The organism is Marinobacterium aestuarii (assembly GCF_001651805.1).
Lineage (GTDB): Bacteria > Pseudomonadota > Gammaproteobacteria > Pseudomonadales > Balneatricaceae > Marinobacterium_A > Marinobacterium_A aestuarii.
In genome coordinates this window covers 1,654,996-1,678,522 of record NZ_CP015839.1, presented here as the reverse complement: position 1 = coordinate 1,678,522, position 23,527 = coordinate 1,654,996, and the positions used below count along the sequence as shown (strand labels likewise).

The 23,527-nt window shown below is 58.3% G+C and carries 23 protein-coding genes; 4 read left to right on the top strand and 19 right to left on the bottom strand.

Going from position 1 to position 23,527, the window contains the following annotated elements; translation table 11 throughout:
• Positions 1 to 3: 3 nt before the first annotated feature.
• Positions 4 to 351 (bottom strand): succinate dehydrogenase, hydrophobic membrane anchor protein, encoded by a 348-nt coding sequence (gene sdhD / locus A8C75_RS07495; RefSeq protein ID WP_067380194.1) that lies wholly within the window; start codon positions 349 to 351, stop codon positions 4 to 6.
• The gene (gene sdhC / locus A8C75_RS07490) at positions 345 to 722 is read right to left on the bottom strand and encodes a succinate dehydrogenase, cytochrome b556 subunit (RefSeq protein ID WP_067380191.1); all 378 of its coding nucleotides are present in this window, start codon (positions 720 to 722) and stop codon (positions 345 to 347) included. The genes sdhD and sdhC overlap by 7 nt, the downstream gene beginning before the upstream one ends.
• 413 nt (positions 723 to 1,135) lie before the next feature.
• On the opposite strand from sdhC, the gene gltA reads away from it, so the two are divergent.
• Entirely contained in the window at positions 1,136 to 2,413 is a 1,278-nt protein-coding gene (gene gltA / locus A8C75_RS07485) for a citrate synthase (protein WP_067380188.1), read from the top strand.
• Positions 2,414 to 2,547: 134 nt separating this feature from the next.
• On the opposite strand, the gene A8C75_RS07480 is transcribed toward gltA, so the two are convergent.
• The 3 genes from A8C75_RS07480 to rlmKL form a co-directional block, all read right to left on the bottom strand.
• A complete protein-coding gene (locus tag A8C75_RS07480; protein ID WP_067380185.1) occupies positions 2,548 to 3,477 on the bottom strand; it encodes a malate dehydrogenase in 930 nt (309 codons plus the stop codon).
• A 135-nt stretch (positions 3,478 to 3,612) separates the two neighbouring features.
• Positions 3,613 to 4,821, bottom strand: a complete 1,209-nt coding sequence (locus A8C75_RS07475; protein ID WP_067380182.1) for an ammonium transporter — start codon at positions 4,819 to 4,821, stop codon at positions 3,613 to 3,615.
• Between the two features lie 358 nt (positions 4,822 to 5,179).
• Positions 5,180 to 7,315: a bifunctional 23S rRNA (guanine(2069)-N(7))-methyltransferase RlmK/23S rRNA (guanine(2445)-N(2))-methyltransferase RlmL gene (rlmKL, locus tag A8C75_RS07470; protein WP_067380179.1), complete on the bottom strand. Its 2,136-nt coding sequence runs from the start codon at positions 7,313 to 7,315 to the stop codon at positions 5,180 to 5,182.
• Positions 7,316 to 7,562: 247 nt separating this feature from the next.
• On the opposite strand from rlmKL, the gene rmf reads away from it, so the two are divergent.
• Positions 7,563 to 7,862, top strand: a complete 300-nt coding sequence (gene rmf / locus A8C75_RS22975; RefSeq protein WP_335622902.1) for a ribosome modulation factor — start codon at positions 7,563 to 7,565, stop codon at positions 7,860 to 7,862.
• A gap of 79 nt (positions 7,863 to 7,941) precedes the next feature.
• On the opposite strand, the gene A8C75_RS07465 is transcribed toward rmf, so the two are convergent.
• Together A8C75_RS07465 and A8C75_RS07460 are read right to left on the bottom strand one after the other, a co-directional pair.
• Positions 7,942 to 8,976, bottom strand: a complete 1,035-nt coding sequence (locus A8C75_RS07465; RefSeq protein WP_067380176.1) for a quinone-dependent dihydroorotate dehydrogenase — start codon at positions 8,974 to 8,976, stop codon at positions 7,942 to 7,944.
• A gap of 87 nt (positions 8,977 to 9,063) precedes the next feature.
• Positions 9,064 to 9,288: a DUF2835 family protein gene (locus A8C75_RS07460; protein ID WP_067380174.1), complete on the bottom strand. Its 225-nt coding sequence runs from the start codon at positions 9,286 to 9,288 to the stop codon at positions 9,064 to 9,066.
• A gap of 457 nt (positions 9,289 to 9,745) precedes the next feature.
• On the opposite strand from A8C75_RS07460, the gene A8C75_RS07455 reads away from it, so the two are divergent.
• Positions 9,746 to 11,506 (top strand): BatD family protein, encoded by a 1,761-nt coding sequence (locus A8C75_RS07455; RefSeq protein WP_067380170.1) that lies wholly within the window; start codon positions 9,746 to 9,748, stop codon positions 11,504 to 11,506.
• A 73-nt stretch (positions 11,507 to 11,579) separates the two neighbouring features.
• On the opposite strand, the gene A8C75_RS07450 is transcribed toward A8C75_RS07455, so the two are convergent.
• Entirely contained in the window at positions 11,580 to 12,488 is a 909-nt protein-coding gene (locus A8C75_RS07450; protein ID WP_067380167.1) for a TIGR01777 family oxidoreductase, read from the bottom strand.
• Positions 12,489 to 12,568: 80 nt separating this feature from the next.
• On the opposite strand from A8C75_RS07450, the gene A8C75_RS07445 reads away from it, so the two are divergent.
• On the top strand, positions 12,569 to 13,183 hold the full coding sequence (locus tag A8C75_RS07445; RefSeq protein WP_067380164.1) for a riboflavin synthase: 615 nt from the start codon (positions 12,569 to 12,571) through the stop codon (positions 13,181 to 13,183).
• 2 nt (positions 13,184 to 13,185) lie between these two features.
• Here A8C75_RS07445 and A8C75_RS07440 read toward each other — a convergent pair whose 3' ends face one another.
• The 11 genes from A8C75_RS07440 to A8C75_RS07390 form a co-directional block, all read right to left on the bottom strand.
• Positions 13,186 to 13,731, bottom strand: a complete 546-nt coding sequence (locus A8C75_RS07440; RefSeq protein ID WP_067380162.1) for a hemerythrin domain-containing protein — start codon at positions 13,729 to 13,731, stop codon at positions 13,186 to 13,188.
• 76 nt (positions 13,732 to 13,807) lie between these two features.
• A complete protein-coding gene (locus A8C75_RS07435; RefSeq protein WP_067380159.1) occupies positions 13,808 to 14,437 on the bottom strand; it encodes an HAD family hydrolase in 630 nt (209 codons plus the stop codon).
• Position 14,438: 1 nt separating this feature from the next.
• The gene (locus A8C75_RS07430) at positions 14,439 to 15,248 is read right to left on the bottom strand and encodes an AlbA family DNA-binding domain-containing protein (protein ID WP_067380156.1); all 810 of its coding nucleotides are present in this window, start codon (positions 15,246 to 15,248) and stop codon (positions 14,439 to 14,441) included.
• Positions 15,249 to 15,293: 45 nt separating this feature from the next.
• Positions 15,294 to 15,680: a hypothetical protein gene (locus A8C75_RS07425; RefSeq protein ID WP_067380154.1), complete on the bottom strand. Its 387-nt coding sequence runs from the start codon at positions 15,678 to 15,680 to the stop codon at positions 15,294 to 15,296.
• A gap of 84 nt (positions 15,681 to 15,764) precedes the next feature.
• Entirely contained in the window at positions 15,765 to 18,392 is a 2,628-nt protein-coding gene (gene pepN / locus A8C75_RS07420; protein ID WP_067380151.1) for an aminopeptidase N, read from the bottom strand.
• Positions 18,393 to 18,404: 12 nt separating this feature from the next.
• Complete coding sequence (locus tag A8C75_RS07415; RefSeq protein ID WP_067380148.1) at positions 18,405 to 19,235, bottom strand: DUF2797 domain-containing protein; 831 nt, start codon at positions 19,233 to 19,235, stop codon at positions 18,405 to 18,407.
• Between the two features lie 13 nt (positions 19,236 to 19,248).
• Entirely contained in the window at positions 19,249 to 19,509 is a 261-nt protein-coding gene (locus A8C75_RS07410; protein ID WP_067380145.1) for a YeaC family protein, read from the bottom strand.
• 138 nt (positions 19,510 to 19,647) lie between these two features.
• A complete protein-coding gene (locus A8C75_RS07405; protein ID WP_067380142.1) occupies positions 19,648 to 20,505 on the bottom strand; it encodes a rhomboid family intramembrane serine protease in 858 nt (285 codons plus the stop codon).
• Positions 20,502 to 21,488 (bottom strand): metallophosphoesterase, encoded by a 987-nt coding sequence (locus tag A8C75_RS07400; RefSeq protein ID WP_067380139.1) that lies wholly within the window; start codon positions 21,486 to 21,488, stop codon positions 20,502 to 20,504. The genes A8C75_RS07405 and A8C75_RS07400 overlap by 4 nt, the downstream gene beginning before the upstream one ends.
• Before the next feature lies 1 nt (position 21,489).
• Positions 21,490 to 22,371 carry an NAD(+) kinase gene (locus tag A8C75_RS07395; RefSeq protein ID WP_067380137.1) on the bottom strand — a complete coding sequence of 294 codons (882 nt, stop codon included), beginning with the start codon at positions 22,369 to 22,371 and terminating at the stop codon, positions 21,490 to 21,492.
• Positions 22,372 to 22,399: 28 nt separating this feature from the next.
• Complete coding sequence (locus tag A8C75_RS07390) at positions 22,400 to 23,368, bottom strand: 1-aminocyclopropane-1-carboxylate deaminase/D-cysteine desulfhydrase (protein WP_067380135.1); 969 nt, start codon at positions 23,366 to 23,368, stop codon at positions 22,400 to 22,402.
• Positions 23,369 to 23,527: the final 159 nt, after the last annotated feature.

Here is a 23,527-nt window from a genome sequence, read left to right as displayed (position 1 = left end):
CGCTTAGATACCCCACAGAATCTGAATGCCCCACACGACATATATGAAGGTCAGCAGACCACAGACGGACTGGAACAGAAAACGCGCGCCAGTCGGCTTGATGTAGTCGGTCGACACTGACCAGAGCCCGATCCAGGCATGGGCTGCCATGGAAAACAGAGCCAGCAGGGTAAAAATGCGCATTGCAGTACCGTCGAACAATCCTTTCCACTGCTCAAACGTCAGCTCATCACCAAACGCGAGATAGAAAATCATGAACACGGCATAGGCAACCAGAACGACGGCGGTTACCCGCTGCACCATCCAGTCATACAGGCCGCTGCGGCCAAAACTCGTGATACTGGTTACCATACCCACACCCCCACCAAAAGGATCGACACAGCACCGGCAATCAGAGTTGCCTTCGCTGCCAGCTGACCGCTTTCCAGTTCTTCAAAATAGCCAGCGTCCATCACCAGATGCTTAACGCCCGCCAGGCAGTGGTATACCAGTGCTGACAGCAATCCCCACGCTATCAGTTTTGCAAAGAAGCTGTCTTCAAACATGACAACTGCTTCGTTGAATCCAGCCTCGGATTCCAGTGACAATCCCAATGCATACAACATAAAGATGGCGCCAAAGAACAACGCGACACCCGTAATGCGATGCAAAATTGAAGAGATCGCCGGAAGGGGCTGTTTAATAGTTCGCAGATCTAGGTTTACAGGTCTTTTTTTGGTCACGGCTCTAGTTCACACTTGGCTGTTCTATTGCAGAACAGGGTTGCTAGGAAGTGCTCAGAGAGTAAATACCCCTGTCGTCGAAGCCGCGAAAACCACCGTTGGCGCCGCAACTTCGGTGCGAGAGTATAAGCATTCCCCCCACAGATTACAATGAAACAGCGACCCGCCTAAGCGCGCCAAATGCCCGCCAACACCCATACTGCCTGCATCTACAACTAATGGCCTATAGGCGCAAGCTCTCTCGCTACCGCTTTATCCGATTTTTGCTGCACTGCGAAGATAAGACCCCTTCAGCCAATTGACAATCCTGATTCAATCTCTATATTGGGTGGGTCCAAATCGGGCCTAGACATTGAGATGTGGCATGCCATGAGCGTGCCACGGTAATACTTACGACAAGATAGGAGCCGCAAATGGCTGACAAGAAAGCACGGTTGACAGTCGACGGCCTTGATGAAGCTATCGAATTGCCCGTTTACTCCGGCACAGAAGGCCCAGACGTAATAGACGTCCGCCCGCTCACCGGCAAAGGTCTGTTCACCTACGACCCCGGCTTCGTCTCCACAGCTGCCTGCGAATCCAAAATCACCTATATCGACGGCGACCAGGGCATACTGCTGCACGGCGGCTACCCCATCGAACAGCTGGCAGACAAATCCGACTACCTGGAAGTGTGCTACCTGCTGCTCAATGGCGAGCTGCCCACCGAAGAGCAGAAAAAAGAATTCATCCACATCATCAAGAACCACACCATGGTTCACGAGCAGATGAGCCACTTCTTTAACGGCTTCCGTCGTGATGCCCACCCGATGGCCATCATGGTTGCCTGCGTTGGCGCCCTGTCCGCGTTCTACCACGACTCCCTGGACATCAACGACGCGCACCACCGCGAAGTCTGCGCCTTCCGCCTGATCGCGAAGATGCCGACCCTGGCCGCCATGTCGTACAAATACTCCATCGGCCAGCCGTTCATGTACCCGCGCAACGACCTGGGTTACGCCGAAAATTTCCTGCACATGATGTTCGGCACGCCCTGCGAGGAATACAAACCCAATCCGGTACTGGCCAAGGCCATGGACCGCATCTTTGTATTGCACGCCGACCACGAGCAGAACGCCTCGACCTCCACGGTTCGCCTGGCAGGCTCCTCCGGCGCCAACCCCTTTGCCTGTATATCTTCAGGTATTGCCGCACTCTGGGGGCCGGCTCACGGCGGCGCCAACGAAGCCGTACTGACCATGCTGGAAGAGATTGGCGACGAATCCAACATCGCAGAATATGTTGAGCGTGCCAAGGATCCGGAAGACCCCTTCCGCCTCATGGGCTTCGGTCACCGCGTCTACCGCAACTTCGACCCGCGCGCCAAGGTCATGAAAGCGACCTGCGATCAGGTACTGAAAGAGCTGGGCGTCGAGAACGAACCGCTGCTGAAGATCGCCAAACGCCTGGAACAGATTGCCCTGGAAGATCCCTACTTCGTCGAGCGCAAACTGTACCCCAATGTCGATTTCTACTCCGGCATCATCCTCAAGGCCATTGGCATCCCAACCAGCATGTTCACCGTGATCTTCGCGCTGTCACGCACCATTGGCTGGATCTCCCACTGGAGCGAATTCCACAGCAGCCCGAACCGCATCGGCCGCCCGCGTCAGCTGTACACAGGCCCGAAAAAGCGCAACTACCCGCAGTAACAGCACCGCTGCGGCCGGCCACAGGCCCGCCGCAACCCCATGATCGAGCGCCAGGGGTTGGCGCTCGATCATTTCAGACCGCCCGCCCCCTGCCCCCATCAGCACCACCCACCCCTCAGCAGCACAGATATTGGCTACAGCGCCCGCATCTCCTCGATATCACGCGCAACCTGATCAGCCGAGTGATCAAACATCACCTGCTCCTGCGCATCCAGCGCAAGCTCGACCACCCGCGTCACACCCTCTGCCGCCAACACACAAGGCACACCCATGGCAATATCGGTGCGACCGTACTCACCCTCCAGAATCGCCACCACCGGCAAAATGCGGTTACGCCCATTGACGATGGCATCAACCATCTTCGCGATCGCCACACCCGGCGCATCGCAGGCACTGGCCTGCTTTTTCAAGCCCAGTATTTCACCGCCACCCTGACGCGTGCGCTCAACGATGCGCGCTATCTGCTGCTGCGACAAAAAATGCGACAACGGTACCGAAGCCACCGCACAGTAGCGCATTAACGGCACCATGCTGTCGCCATGCCCTCCCAGCACCAGAGCACTGATATCCCGCACAGAAAATCCGGTTTCTTCGGCGATAAAGCATTTCATGCGCGCCGTATCCAGCACCCCAGCCTGACCGAATACCCTGTTACGACTCAAACCACTGATACCCCAGGCCCTATAGGTCAGCACATCCACCGGATTGGACACCACCAGCACCATCGCCGCCGGCGCGTGCCGATTCACATCCTGCATGATGCCGTCCAGAATCGGCAGATTGGTACTCAGCACCGCCTGGCGCGACTGACCAGGCTTGCGCGGCACGCCTGCGGTAATGACCACAAGCTCGGAGTCCTGCAGCAACTCGGCACTGGCACCACCATAAACCCAGGTATCGGACCCCGCCTCCACCGCCGCCTGCCAAACATCCAGCGCCTTGCCCTGCGCCAGATCACCCTGCACATCGATCAGCATCAACTCACGGCAAAGCTCTTCCCTGGCGATCACCTGAGCTGCCGCTTCACCCACCAGACCCGCCCCCACAATCGATATTTTGTTCATCACCCACCTCCCGGCCGGCACCGCCGCACTCGATGCAGCACGCCACACCTCTACTGAGAAGTATTACCCCTTAAACAAAAACAGCCACCCGAAGGTGGCCGTAATAGCAGACAATAACGCAACAATCGGGCGCACTTACTCCACGGACGTGGACTCGATGCTATGAATACTCAGGTCAGCGCCGTTAAATTCCTGCTCCTGCGACAGACGCAGCCCGACCACCAGCTTGATGCCACCGTACACCAGCGCCCCCCCCACCAACGCCACAGTGACACCGGCCAGGGTTCCGACCAGCTGCGACAGCAGACTCACCCCGCCCAGACCGCCCAGCGCCTCACTGCCGAAGATACCCACGGCAATACCGCCCCAGGCACCACAAACACCGTGCAGCGGCCACACACCCAGCACATCGTCGATCTTCCAGCGATTCTGCATCAGCGTGAACAGCCAGACGAAAATAGCCGCCGCCACACCGCCCACCGCGAGCGCACCAATGGGGTGCAACAGATCGGAACCGGCACAGACCGCCACCAGACCCGCCAGCGGACCATTGTGGATAAAGCCCGGGTCATTGCGCCCCAGCACAAGAGCCACGATGATGCCACCGACCATGGCCATCAGGCTGTTCACCGCGACCAGTCCGGAAATGCCATCCAGCGTCTGCGCCGACATCACATTAAAGCCAAACCAACCGATACAGAGAACCCAGGCACCAAGGGCCAGGAACGGGATACTCGACGGTGGATGCGCCACCAGCCGCTCACCCCGGTAACGACCATGGCGATTCCCCAGCAGCAGCACCGCCACCAGCGCTATCCAGCCACCCACGGCATGCACGACAACGGAGCCTGCAAAATCATGGAACTGCGCCCCAAAACTCGCTCCTAGCCAGGCCTGAAAGCCATAGTTGCCGTTCCAGATAATGCCCTCGAAGAACGGGTACACGAAGCCGACCGTCAGCGCCGACGCCGTCAGCATGGGCCAGAAGCGCGCACGCTCAGCCACACCGCCGGAAATAATGGCCGGAATTGCTGCTGCGAAGGTCATCAGAAAGAAGAACTTGACCAGGATATAGCCGTTATTCTGCGCCAGCGTTGCCGCATCGGCGAAGAAAGTCACATCATAGGCCACCCAATAACCGACAAAAAAATACACCACGGCCGAGAAACCGAAATCGGTCATGATCTTGACCAGGGCATTGACCTGATTCTTGTGCCGAACCGTGCCGACTTCAAGAAAGGCAAAGCCCGCATGCATGGCAAACACCATGATGGCACCCAGCAGAATAAACAGCGTATTCGAACTCTGGATCAGGGTTTCAACCGCACTGTTGACAGTATCCAAGAACAACCTCCTAAGTCTCGAGTCACCCAAGCGACCCATGGCGCACCAATAAGGTGCATATTGTTATTAATTGACCCATCCCGGTGCAAGCCCCGCCATATCAGAACCTGCTTCCCTTCAGCCTTGCCCGAATCTCACAAACCACCACTTCCCGAGCGCTCAACGCACCTGACTGGAGCCCAACGAGCACTCAAATGGCGCATACCGAAACAACTCGCCCTAATTTAAAGCATTATTTGTGCCACCACATAGACCACAGAGGCCCTCCCCCGCGCAGCTCTGAAAAAACCGCTGCCACAACGCAAAACGCCGTATCAATGAGATACGGCGCTACTGCGTTACCTAATTCAACAAGCCGCTAGCCGGCGCGATGACGGATCTCAAAGCAAACATGAATGCTCTTGCTGCGCTTGAAGTCCGGATCCAGCGTCTTGGCGGTTATGTCCTGAATATCAAAATCGGCCAGCACTTCATAATCAAGCACGAAGCGACGGTAGTTGTTCGAGAACAGCAAAACACCGCCCGGTCGCAGCAGCTTCATGGCGGCCTGCACCAGGGATACGTGATCACGCTGGATATCCAGCACCTCCTCCATGCGCTTGGAGTTCGAGAAGGTCGGCGGATCCATGAATATCACATCAAAAGCCGCCGCACGGGGCTGATTCAGCCACTTGATGCAATCGGCCTGAATAAACTGATTGTCACCACCGGAAAAACCGTTCAGCCCCATGTTTTTCATTGCCCAGCCAAGGTAGGTGGCCGACATATCCACACTGGTGGTGGACTCGGCGCCCCCCAGGGCTGCATGCACCGATGCGGTGGCGGTATAGCAGAACAGGTTCAGCACATCCTTGCCCAGCGCCAGTGACTGAATACGGCGCCGCACGGGCCTGTGATCCAGGAAGAGCCCGGTATCGAGATAGTCATGCAGATTGACGCGTAACTTGCAGCCATGTTCCTGCACTTCAATAAAATGATCGGTCTGACCCTGGCGACCATACTGACTTGAACCCTGCTGGCGCCTGCGCTGCTTGAGCACCACACGCTCCTGCTTGACCCCAAGCACCTCGGGGATAACGCTGATCACATCCTGCAGCCGCTCGAAAGCCTTGCGCGGGTCGATGGAGCTCGGTGGCGCATACTCTTGCACATGCACCCAGTCACCGTAGCAATCCACCGCAACGGCATACTCCGGCATATCCGCATCATAGAGGCGATAACATTCGATCTGCTCGCGCTTGACCCACTTGGACAAAGCCTTAAGGTTCTTTTTCAGGCGGTTGGCAAACATCTGCGCCTGCTCGCTGATCGGCGTGCCCGGCTCCAGCGGCAGGGGACGGTCCCGCTCGGCATGCAGCGTAAACAGAAACAGACCACACTCGATGGCGCCGTTATACAGTTTGTACTGACGATCGACCTTGAGACCTATGACCTTGCACTGATCCGCATTGCCGCTGAAGATCGCCACCTTCCAGCCGCCAAACTGGCGCTTGAGGCGCTCCCCCATCTGGCGGTACATATACATCAGCTCGGTTTCATCACCGATACGCTCGGCATAAGGCGGGTTGGTCACCAGTAGACCCGGGCCCGGGGCCGGCGCACCCAGCTCCACCATATCCTGCTCGCGCCAGTCGATAACCCGAGCAAGGCCCGCCTGCTCGGCGTTTTGTGCCGCAAGCTGCAAAACGGAAGCATCGCGATCATAGCCCGTGAAGCGCACCGTTAGCGCCGCCAGCCCCGCATCACGGCGTTTGACAGCCTCTGCCTGCAGCTTTTGCCACTGACTCTTGTCGTGCTGCAGCCAGCGACTGAAACCAAAGCGCTCGCGCAGCAGACCCGGCGCGACATCCGCCGCCATCATGACCGCCTCGATCAGCAGCGTGCCTGAGCCGCACATCGGATCCAGCAACTGCGGATGCGTTGCCGCCAGTTGCGGCCAGCCGGCACGATACAGCACCGCCGCCGCCAGGTTCTCCTTCATCGGCGCGAGACCTGCACGCTTGCGGTAACCGCGCCTGTGCAGGCTGCCACCGGACAGATCCAGCGCAATAGTCGCCTTGCCACTGTACAGATGCACATTGATACCCAGATCCGGCTCCACCCGATCCACGGTTGGACGGCTCCCCGTTGCCGCACGAATCTGATCCACCACCGCATCCTTGACCTTCTGAGCGCCGAAGTGCGTATTGATGATCTGCTCAGTGCGCCCGGAGAAGTCCACCGACAGGGTTCCCAGTGGGCGCAGGTGATCCAGCCACTGCACCTGTTGCACAGCCTCATACAACTCATCCGCCGTATTGACCGGACTCACCTGCAACGGCAGCAGTACACGGTTGGCAAGACGCGACCACAGGCAGACCCGATAGGCATCCCTCAGCTCGCCTGCGAAATAAACCCCTGCCTGCGTTTCCTTCACCGATGCCATACCGAGCATTTTCAGCTCATCCAGCAGCAGTCCTTCGATACCCTTGGGACAGGTTACAAAAAAATTCATCAGCCACGCTCTTCAAGTTGTTTCACACAGCTAGCCCCCGGAAAATGCGGCACGCAGCTGAGTCGAGAAATTCATTCAAACTTAATACTTTAGCAATGAAAATAATTCATTAACTGACTATATCTGGCGACAGTAATTTAACTTACTGATAAATATGTAGTTTCTAGCCATTTCGAGCATAAGCACTATTGCCTTGCCCATCCTCATAGTTTTTTAGGATCGTAACTGCCGCCAAATTCCGTTATCAATGAAAGCTGTGGTACACGAGAGGATCTGCCACATCTGCTGGGAACAGACGGTTAGGCCTGTTCCCGGATTTAGAATTTTAGAGAGGCGTACTATGAAGACACAGAAACGCGATAAAACCTCTACTTTGTTTAACCGCGGCTTTCAGGCGGGCTTAGACGGTAAATCCAAAAGCACCTGCCCAGTCAGCGAGATCGATTCACGCACACATTGGATGAGTGGATGGCGAGAGGGACGGGAGGCCCACTGGAGCGGTCAATCCGGCGTCTCTGCAATACAAGCTAACCCGTCACTTCACTGATATAGCTCGAACAACCTAACTTTCAGGATTTTAAATGGCTCCCGGCGGGGAGCCATTTGCCATCAGACAGATGGTAACGCTAGCGCTGTCGTGCCTGTAAAGCCCTGATCGCTTCAACCGAATCGCTCACCAGCCTTGGGCCCTGATAAATAAAACCGCTGTAAATCTGCACCAAGCTGGCACCCGCTTCCATTTTCTCGGCCGCATCAAAGCCCTCGGTAATACCGCCGACGCCAATAATGGGCAAGGCACCGCCCAGCTCCGCCGCCAGCTGTCGAATGGTACGCGTAGAACTGTTACGTACCGGCGCCCCGCTGAGGCCGCCATCTTCGTTACGCAGCGGAGAATCCTCGACCCCATCGCGCGACAGCGTCGTATTGGTGGCGACAACACCGTCCAGCTCATAGGTTTTCAGCGCCTTGGCCACCATGATGACTTCTTCGTGCGTCATGTCCGGCGCAATCTTCACCGCTATAGGCACATATCGATCATGCAGCCTGGCCTGGCGCGCCTGCTCCAGCTTGAGACGGTTCAGCAGGCTGTTGAGCGACTCGCCAAACTGCAGCGTGCGCAGCCCGGGCGTATTGGGTGATGAGATATTCACCGTAATGTAGCTCGCCCGTGCATAGACCTTGCGCAGGCAATAAATGTAATCCTCGTCCGCCCGCTCGTTCGGCGTATCCTTGTTCTTGCCGATATTAATCCCCAGCACACCATCAAAGCGGCTGCGTTCAATATTTTTCAACAGCTGATCAACACCCAGATTGTTAAATCCCATGCGGTTGATGATCGCCTTGTGCTCCGGAATGCGGAATATGCGGGGGCGCGGATTACCCACTTGGGGGCGCGGCGTTACCGTACCCACCTCAATAAAGCCAAACCCCATGGCGGCCAGGCCATCGATGGCAACACCGTTTTTATCCAGCCCAGCGGCGAGTCCAACCGGATTGGGAAAGCGAATGCCCATGACTTCCACCGGGCAGCTTTCCGTCTTCGCTCCGAGCAGACGATGCATGCCCAGATTCGCCATCAGGTTCATGCCCCCCAGAGCCAGATTATGGGACAGCTCGGGCTCCAGTTTGAACATCGAATAACGCGCAAGCTGATACAACATGGATTATCCAATAGGGTTTACAGAAATAAGGCGGCATTATAGGCGACGCAGTGGTTCCTGAACACCCGCCCACCACAACGGCCGTCATCACCGCAGTCGTGCAATCGAACTGAGCCGCCCCTGCGGATCAAAATGAATCACAAAGCGCCCGCGCACGCCATCGCTCAAGACAAAGCGCTGCAAAATACCGGCAGGAAAACGCACCCGCCGCCCGTCCAGCGCAGTCACCGTGACCTGAAGCCGACCCTGCGCCTGATAGTGCCTCAGGTACTCCTCCCGGCTGATTGCAAGATCAAACTCAACCTGTGCCATTTTTGCCCCGACTGCATAAACCAAAACACTCCGCAACCCTGATAATGCACCATCCCAGGCCCTATTTCGACTCATAGTACCGCGCCGCTTTCGCGGCACAGCAAGACGATAGCGCAGCTGAGGCTGCAGCCCGTGATTAATGGGCTTTAAACAGGCGCCAGCGGCCCCGAAACCGCGCCCTCGCCGTTAAGCTCTGCTATTGTTTTGAGACACCCGTCTCTTTTTAACGACGCCAAGAGTCGGCAGACGTAAAAAATGCTCGCCCCGGCATCTGCCGATGCAAGGCTCCAAGCGGCCGTGATTTCCAACAAGTCATTGATATACGAGGGGGGTTACCTGATAATGACGCAGGACGCGGACCTGAAACTCTGGGCCATTTCGAGCTTGTATTCCGCTTGACGGCATGCCTCAGAGTGGCCCTGACGGGTCTTTCACAGCCAGCTGAATTAAAGGCACTATGCGCAAGCTGCCGTTAGTACTGAACCTCATCTGCCTGCCCGTCTTCGCTGACGTGTCGGCTTACCTTGATCGAAATACGATCACGGCGCAGGACACGGTTCGTCTGACGCTTGAGGCCGACTCTCGCATACAGCAGGAAATCGACTTCTCCCCGCTTTACCGCAATTTCCAGTTTCTGGGCAGTAAACAGCTCACCCTGTCGAGCCATGCCGGCGGTGACAGCCAGTATCGCACCCGCTGGGAAGTTCTGCTGCGCCCAAAATCGACCGGCGAAATCAATATTCCCCCGCTGCAGCTCGGACTTGAATCCAGTAACAGCCTGCAACTCAAAGTTTTAAGCGGCGCCGCCCGCGAAAGCGGCCTGCAGGGAGAGCAGGTATTTATCGAGGCAAGCCTCGACACCAACGAGGTCTATCAGGACAGCCAGTTGATCTACACTGTGCGCCTGTACCATGCCATTGAGCTGCTTCCCGACACTCAGCTGACCGACCCCTATCTGCCCGGCGCGCTAATCAAGCCACTGGGCGAGCAGGCACGCTCCACTCAGCAGGTACGCGGGCGCAACTACAGCGTCATCGAGCAGCGCTATGCACTATTCCCAGGCCAGACTGGAACCCTGACGCTGGACGGCCCCATATTCGAAGGCCGCGCCCGCCAGGACAACAGCCAGATCCAGTTGCAGGCGCGACCGCTGGAAGTCGCCGTTATCCCCCCGGCCTACCAGAGCGCCCGCGGCTACTGGCTGCCGGCAACGGTACTGACGCTGGACGATGACTGGCAAACCGGCGCGCTGCCGAACACCGCGGCTACCAGCCTTGGCGAAAACCTGAGTTACAGCATCAGTATGACGGCGACTGGATTGCCGGCGTCCCGCCTGCCTTCTCTGGCTCCGCCCGCGGGTGCCAACTTTGATATCAGTGTCGACAGCGTTGAACTGGCTGAAGATGTATCCGAACAGGGCCTGACCAGCCGACGTACCGAACATATCGTGCTGCGCCCCCACACAGCGGGCGCCCTGACACTTTCGCCCATCGATATTACCTGGTGGGATCTGAACACCGACAGCGCGCGCAATGTCGCCCTGCCCGAACATCTGCTGCAGGTGAAGCCGCGTTCGCCGGCCGCCGAGGCGGCTCTGGCCATGGCTGCTGCACTACCCCAGCCCAGAACCCAGGCCGACATCAACACCGCCGCTGATAAGTCATCACCTCATGCCGCGATCAACGCAGCGGCCGCGACTGCCGCCTCGGTTGCGCGGCTGCAACAGGCGCTGAACGAAAGTCGGCTGCTTATCGGCCTGCTCACCGTCATCAGTCTGATTTCATCCCTGGGCTGGCTGTACACCTTCAACCACCTGCGCCAGCTGCGCAGGGAAGAACAGCAACAGGCGCAGCAGGAAGAAATGCGCCGCCGCCGCAAACTGCTGATGGCCCACCAGATGGCCGAGAAGAACACCTTCCAGGCCTTGGCCATGGCCTGCCAGCAGAACAATCCGGAAGTGGCCAAGTTGCGGCTGGTCGAATGGGCGCAGAATTTCTGGCCCGATCAGCACATTTTCAACAGTGAAGATATCAGCGATGCCGCCCGCAGCCAGACGCTCGACTTCCTGATTCTGGATCTCGAACAGCACGTACATCAGGACGACAAGGCGCTCTGGCAGGGTGATCTGTTACTGGAAGCCATTGAGAAACTGCGAGACCGCCGCCCCGAAGGCTACGAAGCGGCACCGCTGCCGGAGCTGCACTTCGCATCCGGATAGCGGCAATTCCCATCGCCAGCCTAAATGTTCGTTTGCCTATTTAATTTAATCAGTTCGCATTCGCACCAACACTTCAGTGGGCTGTGGCCTTCTTGAGTGCTTCGGCAAGCGACGTGCAGCGAAATTCATAGCCCGCATCAAGCAAACGCCTTGGGTAAACCCGCTGGCCCGACAGCAGCAACTCACTGGCCTCCCCCAGCAGCAGCTCCAGTAACGGCGCCGGCATCCGCATGCGGGCCGGGCGGTGCAGCGCCGCACCCAGCGCTGTTGCGAAAGCGGCATTGGTCACCGCCTCAGGCGCGCAGGCATTGAAGGGTCCGCGCAGGGTACGCTGCTCCAGCAGAAAACGAATGATCGCCACTTCGTCCTCCAGCCCGATCCAGGACATCCACTGGCGCCCCGAACCAATGGGGCCACCCAGACCGCAGCGAAAAGCCGGCAACATCTTGCCGAGCGCCCCACCGCGCCCCAGTACTATACCGGTGCGCAGCAGACAGACACGTACGCCAAGCGCCTCAGCCTGCAGTGCACAGGCCTCCCAGTCGGCACACAGCTGATGCGAAAAGCCGGGCTTGTAGTCATCCGCAGCTTCAGTGAGGGTCATATCGGTGCTGTGGCTGCCGTAATAGCCCACCGCCGAGCCGCTCACCAGCACCTCCGGACGCGTCTCCAGCCGCCGGATCAGGTCCAGCAAGGCCTCGGTGGTATCAAGCCTGCTGGAGCGCAGCAAACGCTTGCGCGCATCACTCCAGCGCCGCCCGACAATGGGAGCCCCGGCCAGGTTGACGATAGCATCAAGGGTGTCGCTGCTGGCGATCTGATCCAGACTGCCCAGTACCTGCACCTGCGCCGATACACCGAGCCTCTGCGCACTGCGCCGCACCGAGCGCGACAGCACCAGCACTTCATCCCCCGCGGCCACCAGATCACGCACCAGCGCCGTGCCGATAAAACCACTGCCTCCGCTGATCAAAACCTTCATTCAAGCTTCCTCGGAATTTCCTAAGCGCGCCGTTTTTCAGTTAAGCTTCGGTCTCTTTAATTCAGCCACACGAGACAGCCATGTTTACCGGTATCGTTCAGGGCAAAGCCCGCGTCGTTGCACTGCAACGCCACCCTCAGTTTATGCAACTCAGTCTGGATTTGCCGCCCGCGCGCGCCAATCAGCTCGAACAGGGTGCCAGTATTGCAGTGAATGGCACCTGCCTAACGGTGACCGGCTTCGAAGGCACCCGGGTCGATTTTGATCTGATTGTCGAAACCCTGCGCGCCACTAACCTCGGCGAGTTGAACCTGGGTGACGAAGTTAATTTCGAGCGCGCGGCGCGCTTTGGCGATGAAATCGGCGGCCACCTGCTGTCGGGGCACGTCCATGCCACCGCAGAGATCGTCAGCATTGAGAGCACAGAGCACAACTGCATCATCAGCTTTGCCGTGCCGACAGCGCTGCAAAAATACATTCTTCCCAAGGGATTTGTGGCACTCAATGGCTGCAGCCTCACCATTGGCGAAGTGCAAAACGGCCAGTTCAATGTCTATCTGATTCCCGAAACCCTGGCGGTGACCCGCTTTGGCAGCGCCCGGGTGGGTGAACGCATCAATCTGGAAGTCGACCCGCACACCCAAGCCGTAGTCGATACGGTGGAGCGTTATCTTGAGGCACAATCAAAGGCCTGAGCCTACGCCATATCCTGTAGCAGATCACGGTACAGCTCGACATACTCCTCGGACTGGTGCTCGCCAAACAGTGGATCAACATTGCGCGGCAGCTGTTCTCTCAGCGCCGCCCAGTCCAGGGGCTGCGCCAGCTTTTCCAGCCGCACGAAAACCTGCTCATCTTCAAACGCCATATGGGATTTCTGCTCGCGCACATAGGTCTCCAGCTTATCGATCAGCTGCTCCATCGGCATCAGGGTATCGTTGAGGATACTGTCAATGGCGTCACTCAGATCACGGGACAAAGCCTGCACATGCTGATGCTGGGTTTCACACTGCTGTATAAGGTCATCAAGCTGCGCATCCCGGCCATGGAACCAGGCCAGCATCCGGTCTTCCCGTGAGTGATGGTACTCATCGGCGTAATCACCGATATAGCTGATCGCATCGGCCATAAGCCGGTAATTCGGCCTGGTACCGGCACGCAGCTTGGCGACCTTGGCGCTGAGAATATCCAGCAGCCGGTCTAGATTAAGATGATCGCTGTGCAGTTCCGCCACGATTGTCATATCGAACCTCCGTGCTACATTCATAGCTGTTTCCTGTCTGTACTATAGACAAGCCAGCTTCAGCAGAGTTGGATACTCAGGTGTTCAATGGCACTGTGGATGCGGCGGTGCGCTGCAGCAGAGCGTGCAACTCGCCCAGATCCTGCACCCGCAGATCGGTGAGTTCGGGCCAGTGACGATCTTCACGACTGTCGACATGCACAGTCATAAGCCCGGCATTGCGCCCAGCCTCAAGATCATAGCGATAATCCCCCACCATCAGCGCATCCTCAGGCTCAATCTCCCAGCAGGACAGCAGATGCTGCAGGCCGCCGGGGTCGGGCTTGGGCTGGGCCTCATCGCGACCGAGCACAAAGGCAGGGTCGAAATAAGCCTCCACGCCAATGGCACGCAACGACAGCAGGGCGAACTCGCGCGTGTTGCGCGTCAGAATGCCAAAGCGGCAATTGCGCTCGCTCAGCCATTCAAACAGGCCATGCAGCCCCGGCGCCGGCGCCGCCTTGAGGGCATAGTAGCGCTCAAGATCATCGAGCTGGACATAAAGCGCACTGCGCTGCGGCTCAGGCAAGTCCGCCAGCGTGGCCAGAATGTCCGCGCCAGGCGCCAGCCCGAGTTCACGGCGAATATGCTCGAAGTCATGCACCGGCCGGGTCAGGGTACCGTCCAGATCAAACACCCAGTAGCGACACTGATGCAGTAATTCCATCTTAACCATCCACCGCCGTATCGCTGGTCATATTGTCCAGCAGACCGCCGAGCTTCTCCTCGACCTCCCGCAGCATGACCTGATAGCGCTGCTGATTGCCGTTGCCCTCGCTCAACAGCCGCTCCAGATTACCGATGCTCTCCTGGCTGTCCCGCAGGGTTTGCAGCATGTTGCGTGAGCGCTTCTTGCTGCTGTCCGTCAGTTGATCGATACGACTGAAGGTGCGCCTGAGCTGATCATCCAGATCGTGGATATGCTGACTGACCTGCAACAGACCATCGTTGATCGAGTGGCTGATGCCCCCAACCTGATGCTCCAGCCGGAACACGGCATTGCGAAAGCGCGACAGGAACTGCTCACCCTCGCGATCCATGAAGATGGACAGCAGCTCTTCGGGATAGAGCGCCCGATTGCGGCCGTCGGCCCGCATGGTGTACTGGCCGCTGGGCGTGCAATAGGGCTTGGAGGGGCCGGCGGGAATTTCAACCCTAAGAAAGGGCCTGGCGCCAAGATTTTCAATGAAAATCTCGACGTCGATATTGGGATAGCAACCGGTGGCCTTGTTGATCAGACTCAGGCGAGCGCCATCATCAACGTCACAGCCCACCACCTGCCCGCGCTGCACACCGTCATCGCTGGTGTACTCGTCAATGCCGATCAGCAGCGTACCGCCGCTGGCGGCATTGGCAAAGGCGACCAGGTCGCTGGCATGAACCGCGGACGCCTCGCGCTTGAAGTCGACATTGACACCTTCCGGCATCTGCAGCAGACGACGCGTGCGCCCGGTAATGCCGCGATACTCTTTTCTCATGGACATCGTCTCATGCGAATTCCCGGAAAAAGTACAGCGGCACTATTACTTGTAAATACCGTCGTCAAACGGATCCAGCGGATGCTCAAGCATCTTGTCATCACGAAAGTACAGAATGCGGCCTTCAAACTTGAGTCCCTTGGAGGCGAACCAGCGATCCGTATCCTCACAGCCTTCATCCGCCTGGCTGGTCTTCATGCGCGCCATCAGCAGCCGGTAAAAATACAGACCAAAGAGCGCAGCCGAAGCTCCCAGAAAGAAATCAGACGCCAGCGCGAACAGCAGTGTCACGACACCGGCGACCCAAACCCGGCTTGCCTTGGCGATTTGCATGGCCCGGTTGGCGTCTTCGCGCTGGTCCCGGAACTTGAGGTAGCGACGATAGTTCTGTTGCAAATCGAACTTGTCGTGGCTTGAAAGCAATCTTTCCATCTAATGCATCCCTGAGTATTTCTTGGATATGTGCTGCTAAACAATGTCTGGCAGTATAACCAACCCTGCCATCGCGGTCTTGTGTCAGCCCAGACTCTTGCTGACCACCTCGTACACATCCCGTGACAGCTCACCGCTGTCCAGAATGCGCCGCAGTTGTGCCTGCATCAGTGCCTGCCGCGCCGCGTCATATTTGCGCCAGCGCGTCAGTGGCGTCAGCAGGCGTGAAGCCACCTGCGGATTCAGCCGATTCATCTCGATGATCCGGTCCGCCAGGAAAGCATACCCTGCCCCGCTGCCGTCATGGAAGTTCACGGCATTGATGCCACAGAAAGTCGATATCAGCGAGCGCACCTTGTTGGGGTTACGCAGGTCAAAGGCCGCGTGCTGCATCAGCGCCTTGATGCGCGTCAGGGCACCAGGCTTGGGATCGCAGGCCTGTACCGCCAGCCACTGATTCACCACCAGGGTTTCACTCTGGTAGCGCTGGTAAAAATCCTCCAGCACGGCAGCGGCATCTGTCTCAAAGCCCGAGTGGGCGATCAGGCTGAGGGCTGCCTGACGCTCGGTCATGTTGTCGCAGCTATCATACTGCGCCCGGGCGCGGGCCAGGTGCGCCGGCGCCTCCAGCGCCACAAGATAGGACAGGCACAGATTGCGCAGACTGCGCCGCGCGACCTGATCAGCATCAGGCGCGTAGACCCCGGTTGGTGCCAGCGCCTCGTAGCGACGCTGCAGCGGCGCTTCCAGCAACCGCGCAAGCTCAGTGCGGGCAAACTGGCGGGCCAGGTGAATCGCTTCAACATCGATGCAGTCGGCAAGCTCGCTCAGGTAGGCCTCGGAGGGCAGCGACAGCACCTTGGCCACCATCGCAGGGTCCAGGCTTTCATCGTCCAGCACCGCGGCATAGGCATCCACCAGCGCACCGTCCAGCTGCAGTGCCTCACCCTGGCGGTACTGCGCCATCAGCCCCTGAATCACCTCAACCGCAAGGCGCTGGCCGGCGTCCCAGCGATTGAAACCATCGCTGTCGTGACTCATCAGAAACACCAGCGCATCACGGCTATAGGGATACTGCAGTCGCACCGGCGCCGAAAAGCCACGCAGCAGTGAGGGCACAGGATGTACCGGGATCTGTTCGAAAACGAAGGTCTGACGCTGCTCGGTGAGTTCCAGCACCTGCGTCGTGGCACCCTCTGCCAGCGCCAGATCCGCTCCGCTGGCATCCAGCAGGCCCAGCGCCAGCGGAATATGCAGCGGCAGCTTTTCAACCTGATCAGGCGTTTGTGGCAGCTGCTGTTCAACATGCAGGCGATACTGCTGCGTGGCGGCATCATAGTCATCCGCCATGCGCAGCGTCGGCGTGCCGGCCTGGCTGTACCAGCGCCGGAACTGCGTCAGATCCCGCCCGGATGCAGCCTCCATGGCACAGACAAAATCATCGGTGGTCACGGCCTGGCCGTCATGGCGCTCGAAATACAGGTCAGATCCCCGGCGAAACAGCTCGGCCCCCAGCAAGGTGTGCAGCATGCGCACCACTTCGGCACCCTTCTCGTACACGGTGAGGGTATAGAAGTTGGAGATTTCAATATAGGATGCCGGGCGCACCGGGTGCGCCATGGGACCGGAATCTTCGGCAAACTGGGCGGTACGCAGCAGGGTCACATCTTCGATGCGCTTGACGGTGCGCGAGTTGATGTCAGCGGAGAACTCGGCATCACGAAATACCGTGAAGCCCTCTTTCAGGCTCAGCTGGAACCAGTCGCGACAGGTAACGCGGTTGCCCGACCAGTTATGGAAGTACTCATGGGCCACCACGCCCTCGACACGCAGGTAGGCAGCGTCGGTGGTGGTTTGCGGGCTGGCCAGCACGCAGGAGGTGTTGAAGATATTGAGGCCCTTGTTCTCCATGGCCCCCATATTGAAGAAGTCCACCGCCACGATCATGTAGATATCCAGATCGTATTCGCGGCCATAGACCTCCTCGTCCCAGCGCATGGCATTGATCAGCGAGTCCATGGCGTGATCGAGCTTGTCCAGATCCTTGGGCTCGGCAAAGATGCGCAGCGACACATCGCGCCCGGACATAGTTTTGTAGGGGCGTTCAATATGCTGAAGATCGCCGGCCACCAGCGCAAACAGGTAGGCAGGCTTGGGGAAGGGGTCTTCCCAGGTGACCCAGTGACGCCCCTCCTTTTCGCCGGACGCTACAGGGTTGCCGTTGGACAGCAGCACCGGAAAACGCGCCTGATCGGCCTCAACAGTGGTAGTAAAGACCGACATCACGTCGGGCCTGTCCATGTAGAAGGTGATGCGTCTAAAGCCTTCGGCCTCACACTGGGTGCAGTACATGCCACCGGACAGGTAGAGCCCTTCAAGCGCAGTGTTGGTCTGCGGGTGGATGCGCGTGGTGCAGCTGAGTTCGAAACGCTCAGGCACCCGGGCGAGGGTCAGCAGCTCGCCTTCGCGATGGTAATCCGCCGCGTCCAGCTCCCTGCCGTCGATGGCCAGACGGCACAGCTCCAGACTTTCATGCCCGTGCAGCTCAAGTGGTGCCTGTGCCGAAGTCGCCTCGGGATTGCGCCGCACCTTGAGCCTGGAATGCACCAGCGTCTGGTCGTCCGCCAGCTCAAAACGCAATTCAGTTGTATCTATCAGGTATGCCGGTACCTGGTAATCCTTGAGATAAATTGCCTGCGGTTGTTCTGCCATGCCTGTTTCATCCTATTCGGAACGAAATTCCACCTCGTAGGAGGTGTATTTGCGCAAGTTGATCACACCGGTGTCGAGTATCAGGTACTGCCCCTTGATACCCAGGAGCTGCCCGCTGATTTCGGGTGTTTTATCCAGATTCAGTGAGCTGACTTTAAGCGGATAGTTCAATACCGGATAGTCGATCGTCACTTCCTCCGCCTCAAGACGCTGCACGGCCTGCAGACCAAAACGTTGCTCCAGCTCCCCCATACCCGCCGCGCTGGCCTCGAACAGCCGGTCGCGCTCGGCCTTCAGGTCCAGCGGCGGGATACCGCCCTTGAGCATGGTGCGCCAGTTGGTCTTGTCCGCCACCTGATCCTTGAACAGATGCTCCATGAGCCCGGACTGCAGGCGCGAATCAACCCGCAGAATCGGCAGCGCCTGCACCGCCCCCTGGTCAATCCAGCGCGTAGGCACCTGGGTACCGCGGGTAATACCCACCTTGATGCCGGAGGAATTGGCGAGATAAACGATATGGCTCTGGAAACAGAACTGCTCGCCCCAAGACGGGTCGCGGCAGGTGCCCAGGTGAAAGTGGCACTTTTCCGGGCTCATGATGCAGCTGTCGCATTCGGGCAGCTTGGTAAAGCAGGGGTAGCAATATCCCTGACTGAAGCTTTTCTTGGTTTTCCTGCCGCAATGCAGGCAATTGATTGCACCAAGGTGCTTGAGGCTGATCTGCTGCCCCAGCCGCTCATTGAGCGCCAGGGTCTGGTCACCACAGACCAGCTGATAGTGCGCTTGACCGTCGGTCAGCCCGGTACGCATCTTGCGCAGGGCGCCCTGTGCCAGTACTTGCATGAAAAATTAAAACCTAATTGAGAATTTTAAGGGGCTGGGGCTGCAGCGGGTCACGGCCATGCTGGGCGCCATCAGGCCGGGTGCGGTCAATGAAACCGGTACGCTCGGACTCGGGCAGGCGATTTTGGTCATAGGCGATTACCGCACGCAGACAGAGGGTGCGCTGCTCTTCACTCAAACGCTCACCGTTGGGCCATTTACCGATTTCCACCGCCAGCTTGAGCGAACGGTGCATTTCAGGGGTCATGGTTTCAATCAACTGTTCGTAATTCATTCTCTAGACTCCACACTCTCTAACCGTCCAGCGGATGGACACTCAATCTGATTCGCACGCAGTGTACCAGACTGTGCCACAGGGGCTGAACCGTCTGGAGAGCACTGAGTGCAGAAAGCACGCTGCTACAGGCACTGTTCAGGCCTGGCGTTTCGCGGCAAACAGACTGCGCAGCAAGGCCCAAACCAGCCCTGCCACCAGCCCCGCCAGATGTGCCGTGTTGGCAATGGCGCCCACGCCGACATATTCCAGTACGCCGGCAAACCCCAGCACCAGCCACAGCAACATCAGCCCCATCAAGGCCGGTGGCAAGCCTATGGCCGGGCGCCCTGCGCGCCTGTCCCACAACCAGGCATAGCCCAGCAGCGCGAACACCACACCCGACATGCCACCGAACATAGGGCCACTCACCCAGAACTGGGCCAGATTGGATAGCAGCGCCGAAAATAGCACCAGACCCAGCAACGCCCAGCGACCGTGCAGATATTCAATGCCGCGCCCAGCGACCCAGACCCACAGCAGGTTGAACAGAATATGCGGCAAACTGAAATGCATAAGCGCGGGCGTGAACAGACGCCACAACTGCCCCCCGCTCAGGGTATCCACGAGCCCTGCATAAAAGATGCTATCGCCGCGCACCTGAAAATCCACCAGCGCAAAACGGCGCATCCAGTCAATATTGTCACCGAACCCCACCAGCAGCGACACCAGCACACTGGCGACAATCAGCAGCAGGCTGAGCCAGCTTTGGCGCAATGCGGTCAGATTGACCAGCTTCCCGCCGTCTGATCGCGGCGCCTTGAGCGCACTCAGATCTGCCCCTTCGCGCCAGAGCTGGTAGAGCGTCAGTACCTGCTCTGCATCCACCCGGCTGGATACCCAGAGCTCCTGCACTGCGTCCTGTTCCACCACCCGATGGGGCACCCGCTGCTGCCAGAGACATTCGGTAAAACCGCGCAAGTCCTGCGCCAGAGGCACTTCAAGTAACTTGATCACAGAACATCTCCAGACTCAGGCCTGCGCACTTCGCGGGCAACATCCACCCAGACAAACTTGGCGGGATCAATGCGCGCTTCATGATCATAGCGATAGGCCACCAGCTTGCCGAACTTCACCGCACTGTAGTCCAGGCAGGCAATATTGCTGGTAATGGGAGCCGGCTCGCCATCACGCCAGTAGTGCCCGACAAACAACAGTTTTTCGTCTTCGCCGTAATGCAACAACTGCTCACGGTCAACGGTACTAAGGGCCATGCCGGCGATTTCGTCCGGCAGCGGGTCCGGCTGAAACACGACATCACCGTAACATTCGGCCGACTCGGCCCAGAACTTGGTACGGAAATAGCGCCGCTGAAAACCGTCCTTGCTGGTGATAACCGCGCCATTGGGCAGCTTCATCTGAGTCCCACGCAGCGCACGGTCCATCAGTTCACACTCAAAGTTGGCAGGATCGACCGAGCGGTGCAGGAAGTCCTCGGTGATACGATTACCGCCGTACTCGAGGGAAAAGCGGTCCAGCAGCGCCTGGGGCCAGCAGGCGTGGATCACCCGAAAATGCTCGAATTCCAGAAAAATGGGCATCTCCCGGATCCAGGCAAGAAAATCGTGGCGCTCCTGCGGATAGGACTCAAAGGCATCCAGCGTATCTTCCAGCACCCGGTGATGGCGCGACGTATGGGAGCGCAGGTACTCCAGACCGGAGCCGGGGCGCCCCGGCGTGCAATAGCAGAGGAAATTGTACTCATGATTACCCATGACTACCTGGGCGGTACCAGCCTCCACCATGTTGCGCACCAGGTGCAGCGACTCGCGGATGCGCGGCCCCCGGTCGATGATATCACCGACAAAGAGCGCCTGGCGCCCGGGGTGACGATAGGCGCCGCGCTCCAGCCGATACCCCAGACGCTCCAGCAGCATGCCCAGACTGAAGGCGCAGCCATGCACGTCACCAATGAGATCAAAGCCTTTTACATCCGACACATCAAGCTCCCAGCCTTGTCCCCCACCCGAGCTTTTCGCGACAGGTACGGTAAAAGTCATAATTGAGAGGATGCAGCAACTTGAGCTTGTGCGGCTTTTTGTGAATGGTGATCACATCCCCCGGCGCCAGACTGAAGCTCAGCTGACCGTCACAGGACACCGTGGGATAGGTTTTGTTGTTGTCGCTGATCACCAGCTTGAGCTCGCTGTTGCCATCCACCACGATCGGACGACTCGACAGCGTATGGGGGAACATGGGCACCAGCACCAGCGCATCCAGCTTGGGCGACATGATGGGACCGCCACCGGAAAGTGAATAGGCGGTCGAGCCGGTTGGCGTGGCCACGATTAGACCATCGGAGCGCTGCGTATAGACAAACTGCCCCTCAATAAAGAGCTCAAACTGAATCATGCGCGTCGCCTTGCCGGGGTGCAGCACTATATCGTTCAGGGCCGTGCCCTCGCCTATGGGCTCACCTTCGCGCTTGACGATCAGATCCAGCAGGAAGCGGCTTTCCACCGTGTACTTGCCTTCCAGCACTTCGGCGACCTTGGCCTCGATATCGGCCGGCGATATATCAGTCAGAAATCCCAGGTTGCCGCGGTTCACGCCCAGCACCGGCACATGGGAAGGTGACAGCGCCCGGGCTGCCCCCAGCATGCTGCCATCCCCACCGACGACAATCACCAGATCGCAGATCTCGCCCATCATCTTCTGCTTGCAGGTCTGCTGACCGTGCCCGGGAATCGTATCGGAGATGCGCTCATCCAGCACAGTGTTGAGCCCGCGGTCATTGAGAAAGCGAATCAGCTGTTTCAGCGTATCAATAACCGACTTGCTGCCAAGGCGCCCGATCAATCCGACATTGCGAAAATAGTCCATCAAACCTTCCTGTTGTTAAGCTAACCGATCAAAGCGGAAGCCCACCGCGGTAAGCACTTCCTTGATCGTACAATGTTTTTTCCATTCCTCTAAGCCCCTGCAGACCACCGGTGTGGATTAGCAGCACCCTGGAGCCCGCGGCAACCTCGCCCTGCTCCACCATCTGATTGAAACGCAGCACCATCTTGCCGGTATACACAGGATCCAGGGCTACGCCTGTCTTGTGCTGAAAAACCGCCATAAATGCCGCCAGCAATGGCGATGTGCGGGCATAACCGCCGCCATGGGCATCCAGCTGCAGGGCCCAGCCGCCGGGGTCAGTTTCACCCGCCTGGTGCAGCAAAGCGGCGATATCGGCGTATAAAAATTCACCCCCCTTGAGAGCCGAGAACCCCAGCAGCCGGCTCGACGCAGGCCTGGTCGCAATCAGCCCCGCCATAGTCCCCCCGGTGCCGGCGGCGACACAGATCAAATCAAAACCAGCCACACCATCAAGACCTGCAAAAATTTCGCGACACCCCGCCAGCCCCAGTGGCCCGAAGCCACCTTCGGCAATAACACCAAAATCCCCCAGGCGAGTGCGCAACTGCTGCTCAAATGCAGAATCCTGCTTGTTTCGGTAGGTCGCCCGATCCACGAATTCGAGCTGCATGCCCCAGGCCCTGGCATCCGACAGTGTCGGATTGGCAGCATAGGCAGGCTCCCCGCGAATCACGCCAATGGTCTCGATACCCAGAGCCTTGCCTGCAAACGCCAGCGCGTGCACATGATTGGAGTAGGCTCCGCCAAAAGTGAGCACACGCCGCTCGCCCCGCTCCATCAGATTCTGCAGCGCGTATTTTAACTTGTACCACTTGTTGCCGCTGACCTGCGGATGAACCTGATCGAGCCGCAACATCCAGACCTCGACGCCAGCACGGCGATAGAACTCCAGTGGCAACGGCTGTAGAACCGGCACGGCGACAGAATCAAAAGGATTGAAATGAGGCAGAGTCATGGGCACCCAAGCTGGGTATTGAAACGCACTGGGAAGCTGCGCAAGGAAAAAAGCCACAAAAACACAAAGGACGGGACAAGATGATAGCCGCACTGACCAAGAAAGTACTGCGACTGATCAGCAAGCTGGCAAAAAAAAGGCAAAAAAAAGCCACTTCGA